This is a genomic window from Elstera sp. (assembly GCF_044372965.1).
Taxonomy (GTDB): Bacteria; Pseudomonadota; Alphaproteobacteria; order Elsterales; family Elsteraceae; genus Elstera.
Genome location: NZ_JBILQX010000218.1, coordinates 1 through 5,175, shown reverse-complemented (window position 1 = coordinate 5,175; position 5,175 = coordinate 1). Strand labels below are relative to the sequence as shown.

General features: G+C 60.1%; 5 protein-coding genes. 1 reads left to right on the top strand and 4 read right to left on the bottom strand.

The genetic code is table 11. The annotated features are described in order from the left end of the window. The coding region (locus ACIQ36_RS18100; protein ID WP_395831917.1) for a peptidoglycan -binding protein at positions 1-957 on the top strand (957 nt) is incomplete at its 5' end. Positions 958-974: 17 nt separating this feature from the next. Here the strand turns inward: ACIQ36_RS18100 and ACIQ36_RS18095 are convergent. From ACIQ36_RS18095 to ACIQ36_RS18080, 4 genes are all read right to left on the bottom strand, one after another. Continuing rightward, positions 975-1,703 carry a septal ring lytic transglycosylase RlpA family protein gene (locus ACIQ36_RS18095; protein ID WP_395831915.1) on the bottom strand — a complete coding sequence of 243 codons (729 nt, stop codon included), beginning with the start codon at positions 1,701-1,703 and terminating at the stop codon, positions 975-977. Between the two features lie 28 nt (positions 1,704-1,731). Next, entirely contained in the window at positions 1,732-1,854 is a 123-nt protein-coding gene (locus ACIQ36_RS18090; RefSeq protein WP_395831914.1) for a hypothetical protein, read from the bottom strand. Between the two features lie 129 nt (positions 1,855-1,983). Then, the gene (locus ACIQ36_RS18085; protein WP_395831912.1) at positions 1,984-3,615 is read right to left on the bottom strand and encodes an HD domain-containing phosphohydrolase; all 1,632 of its coding nucleotides are present in this window, start codon (positions 3,613-3,615) and stop codon (positions 1,984-1,986) included. A gap of 123 nt (positions 3,616-3,738) precedes the next feature. Next, a complete protein-coding gene (locus ACIQ36_RS18080) occupies positions 3,739-5,022 on the bottom strand; it encodes an NAD(P)/FAD-dependent oxidoreductase (RefSeq protein WP_395831910.1) in 1,284 nt (427 codons plus the stop codon). Positions 5,023-5,175 lie beyond the last annotated feature (153 nt).

Sequence of the window (5,175 nt, the reverse complement as noted above, 5' to 3'; positions counted from 1 at the left end):
CGAACCATTCAGGCCGACCGGGCGACGCTTGAAGTGCAACTCAAAGAGTTGGCGCAACTCAAGGCCGATATCGATACCTTGCGCCGGGTGCGCACCGAGTTGGAAGCCAAGGTTGCTGCGCTTGGGGCTCAGGTGGATGAGCGAGATAAACAGTTGGGGGCCCTGCGCGACCGCTCAAAAGAACTCGAAGCGCGGCTTGCGACGGCGGAAGAGCGCACAATTCTGTCGCAACGCGATATCGCCCAGCGCGACATTCAGTTGGCCGAGTTGCTGGCACGCGGCGAAGTGCAGGGCGGCGAGCTTTCGCGCGAAAAAGCGCTTTCCGCCGAAGCAAAACGGCAGGTTGAGCTCCTCAATAGCCAGATGCTGGCCTTACGCGACCAGCTTGCACGGATTGCCGCCGCGCTCGAAGTTTCGGAAGCCAAAACCAAAGAGCAAGACGTTCAGATCGCCGACCTTGGCAAACGCCTTAACGCCGCCCTTGCCTCCAAAGTCGAAGAGTTGGCGCGTTATCGGTCCGAGTTCTTTGGGCGGCTGCGCGAGGTTCTGGGCGAGCGCCAGGAGGTCCGCATCGTCGGCGACCGCTTTGTCTTCCAATCGGAAGTGCTGTTCGACGCGGGTTCGGCCGAATTGGGCGAGGCTGGGCGCGGGCAATTGGCCGGACTCGCCGCCGTCATCAAAGATGTTGCCCCGCGTATTCCTGCCGACCTGAGTTGGGTCTTGCGCGTCGATGGGCATACGGACCGGGTGCCGATCCGCACAGCGCAGTTTCCATCCAATTGGGAGCTTTCGACCGCGCGCGCCATCTCGGTGGTGAAATTCATGATCGACCAGGGTGTGCCCGCCGACCGCTTGGCCGCAACTGGTTTTGGCGAGTTCCAACCGCTCGACCCGCGCGACGATGAGACCGCCCGCCGCCGCAACCGCCGCATCGAGTTTAAACTGACCGAACGTTAACCGGGTTCGCAGTGGGCCTAAGGCGCTTTCGTCGCAGGTTTTTGCGTCGGGGCTTGGGTTTTCGCCTGGGCTGCTTTTGCTGTCGGAGCCTTCGCAGGCGCGGGTTTGGGCACCGTCTTGACGGACTTAATCGCCCCCGCCTTCGCTGGAACGGGTTTCGGCTTGGCGGCCCCCGGTTTCGGCTTGCCACCGCCCAAAGCGGCCAACGCCGCCGCCCCGGTGGGAAGAGTTGAGACCGGCACCGACAGATGATCGCTGTCGGGCTTGCCTGCCAGTAGCTCCAAGCTCACCATCATGCGCGGATTGCGAAAAAGCCCAAGCGCGTCCGCCGCCGATTTGCTGAGATCAATAACAAAATTTCGCGTATACGGCCCGCGATCATTGACGCGGACGATCACCGAATTGCCGGTAGCGATATCGGTCACGCGAAGAAAGCTCCCCAACGGAAACGTTAAATGGGCGGCGGTAAACAGCCGATCATCCAGCGCTTCGCCGGTTGCCGTCGTATGGGTATGTCGGGAGCGCTTGTACCAAGTCGCTCGCCCCTGCTGGAGGGGAACGCCGGGGACACTCGCCAGAACGGCGGGCGCTGGAACCGGGGCAAGATTCGGCTGAGCTTCAGGCGGCTTTACAACGGGGCTTGCACTCAGTGCAGCCGGAGCAACGGGCGGAGGCGGGGTTGCCGCACAGCCCGCGAGCTGGATAAGGATCAGGCTTGCAAAAAAGCCTTGCCCGATCCGCACCACAGCAGAAACAGAAAACCGTTAAACCGGATCAGCGGCGCGAACGACGCACCCGAACCGGAACCGCCTGCTGAGCGGGGCCTTTGGCCACCGCGAGCGTGACGGAGATAAGAACTGCAAGGCTCACCGCCAAAGTGAGAAGAATTGCATCCATCGCCCGTCTCCCTTAATCGCACCGTAGGGGCCTCATTTTAGGCCCCGTCCACGCTCGATATCATTTATGTGATTTCAGCATGGCAGCTTTGCTAGAGGCCTGCAATAGATTCCCGACTCCGGAAAATCGTCAGGCACCCTTCGGTTTAAAATTGGGCGCTAGATACTGGGTAATGTCAACGGCATCGATCTGATCGGGCTGCAAAAACTTTTCCGCATACTCGCGGTAAACGCCACTGCTCAAGAAGAGATCGAACAAATCAGGATCGACGTGATTATCCTGCTTCATCCGGGCCATGATGGCGATGGATTCTGAAAGCGGCTTCGGCTTTTTATAGGGCCGATCCGCCGCGGTCAGCGCTTCAAAGATATCGGCAATGCCCATCATACGCGCCGGAATCGACATTTCCTCGCGCTTCAGCCCCTTGGGATAACCCGTGCCGTCCATTTTTTCGTGATGGCCGCCCGCAATTTCAGAAACATTCTTCAACAGCTTGGGGAAAGGCAGCGCATCGAGCATTTGGATTGTCAGCACGATATGATCGTTGATGATCTTACGGTCTTCGTTATTCAGCGTGCCGCGCCGGATGGAGAGATTCATCACCTCGTCTTCCAGCAGCAAAGGCTTTAACTCGCCCTCGAGCCCCCAGGTTTGGTTCGCAATCGCTTTGATCCGGTCCACGCTGGCATCGGGAGTAAACTCGGTGCCGAAGTTCACTTGGCGCAGAAACAGGAACTGCTCGTCGATTTCCGCAATGCGCGCGGCGCAGATGGCCGCCAGTTCCTTTTCGTCGCCGCCCTCGACCCGGCCGCGCCAATAGGCAACCTCGGCATCGCGGCGCAGAACCTCGTGACGGGCACGGATTTCCTCAATGCGGTCGCAGATTTTTTCGAGCTTCGTCGCCTTGTCCATAATATGAACCGGCGTCGTTACCTTCCCCACATCGTGCAAGCCGCCCGCAACGCGCAGCTCGTACCATTGGTCGTCGTTGAGATCGAAGGAGGCGAAAGGCCCGTCCGCTTCCCGGCATGCCGCCGCCGCGAGCATTTCCGTCAGCGCTGGCACTCGTTGGCAGTGGCCGCCCGTATAGGGCGATTTAGCGTCGATCGCGCCCGCCATCAAATTGATGAAAGCATCGAATAGATTGCGTTGTTCAAGAATAAGCTGCTGGTTGGTCAACGCCATGGCGGCTTGACTGGCCAAAGCTTCGATCAAGGGGACCAAATCGGTCCCGAACACCTCGACCGCCCCCGTGATCGGGTTCTTGCGGTTGATGAGCTGCAACACGCCAACCACATCGCCGAGATGGTTACACAGCGGCACGGTTAGGAAACTCTGCGAGCGATAGCCCGTGGTCTCATCAAACCGCTTGGTGCCAGAAAAATCGAAGTCTTTGGCGTGATAGGCATCGTCGATATTGACGATTTTGCCGGTCAGCGCCGCATAGGTCGCCACATTATTATGATTGGGGCTGCCGTCGGGCCGATGCATCGGCAGTTCCGGCAATTGCACCGGCTCGCCCGTCGTGCCGCCTTTGGCAAACCCCAGCGTATCATTGCGCAAAATAACGAAGCGCAGGCTATCGGTTTCGGTGGTCAGATAGAGCGTGCCGCCATCGGCATTCGAAAGCTCTTTGGCCCCGACGATGATTTGCTCAAGCAGACGATCAGGATTGCGTTCTGCCGCCAGCGCCGTGCCGATCTCGATCAGGCGTTTGAGCGCCGTCTCGGCCGTTACGGTTCGATCCGCGGTGATACTCATCGCATTACAATCTCTGTGTCGCTTCGTTCGTTCTCTTATGAGTATGACGCGATTTGCATGCATTGTCATCCGTGCGTCGCGTTTTTACCGTGTTTTAATCTCTTTTTATCCGCAATGATCCCGTTAGAGTGCGTCCTTTAACCGCATGGCCAACATTCCCGTAATCAAGGTGGCGGTGCGGAACCTCCCCCCTGGGAACGCCGGGCGCGGCAAAGATTCAAGCAAGGCCAACCGGTCGGAACGGTCGCAAATCCCCTCAGCCAGCAGCGCGCCCGAAAGCGTCGCGAGCGCCAAACCGTGGCCGGAATAGCCGTGCGCGAACCATACGCCCTGCTCCAACTGGCCCATCTGCGGCTCGCGCCGGGGGGTTATGTCGATGAGCCCGCCCCAGCCGAACTCGATCTTAGCATCGGCGATCTGCGGGAATGCTCGGTGCAGACGCGGGCGCAATGCCTTGATAATATCGCGCGGCTCCCGCCCCGAGTAATTCGCGAGCCCCCCGAAGAGCAAACGACCGTCGCCTGTCGGCCGGAAATAATCCAGAACTATATTGGCATCACACGCTGAAAGTGGGCGGCTTAAACAGTCTTTCAACCGGTCGCCGAGCGGTTCGGTGGCAATGATGCAACTCGCCACCGGCATAATCAGCGGCCAAAGGTCTTTCACCAACCGCCCCAAATAGGCATTGCCGCAAAAAATGATCTCTTTCGCCCGCACGCGGCCTTCTGCGGTTGCCAGCATCGGACGGGTGCCGGAAGCCCAGGCCGTCACCCGGCTTTCCTCGTAGATCATTGCCCCGGCGGCTTCAGCGGCCCGCGCCAGGCCAAGCGTATAGTTCAGCGGATGCAAATGGCAGCCGGTCGGATCGTAAAGCCCGCCGCAATAAAGGGGCGAACGAACCGCCGCGCGGGTTTGATCGACATCCCAGACTTCGAGATTGGATTGATCGTAATGCTCAGCCATGCGGGCGGCCTCGGCCCGGAAGTCGGCCAGATGCCGGGGCTTCATGGCCAGCGTTATGGCGCCCTCCATGAAATCGCAGGCAATCGCGTGCCGCGCCACCCGGTCGCGCACAAGCTGAACCGCCTCCAACGACAGAGCATAAAGTTGTTGGGCTTTATAGAGCCCATAACGCGCCTCTAGCGCTGGTTGAGACGCGGAAAACCCATTCAGAATCTGCCCGCCCGACCGGCCCGACGCCCCGCTGCCGACCGTCCCCCCCTCCAACACCGCCACACGCAAGCCGCGCTCGGCCAAATGAAGGGCGGCACTGATGCCCGAGATGCCGCCGCCGCAAATAGCGACATCCACGTCCACCTCACCGCGCAGGCGCGCCCTCGGCGGGCGCTTCGGCGCAATCGAGGCTTCGTAATAGGAGGGGGCGGGGGTGGGAGCGACGCGCTTCATGGGTTAACCATGGCCGAAAGTGCCCCCGCGATGCAACGACGAGAATTGGCTCATCCGCAAGATAGCGGGCGGACGATGATCCCGCCGCTAGCCTCCGGCCCGAATCCAGCTTAGGATCACCTCCGGATGACAAACGAGGGCCTTATGGACCGC

Excerpts from the sequence above, each read along its gene's own strand:
- ACIQ36_RS18090 (WP_395831914.1), bottom strand. The coding sequence starts at position 1,854 with ATGGATGCAATTCTTCTCACTTTGGCGGTGAGCCTTGCAGTTCTTATC.
- ACIQ36_RS18080 (WP_395831910.1), bottom strand. The coding sequence starts at position 5,022 with ATGAAGCGCGTCGCTCCCACCCCCGCCCCCTCCTATTACGAAGCCTCG.
- ACIQ36_RS18085 (WP_395831912.1), bottom strand. The coding sequence starts at position 3,615 with ATGAGTATCACCGCGGATCGAACCGTAACGGCCGAGACGGCGCTCAAA.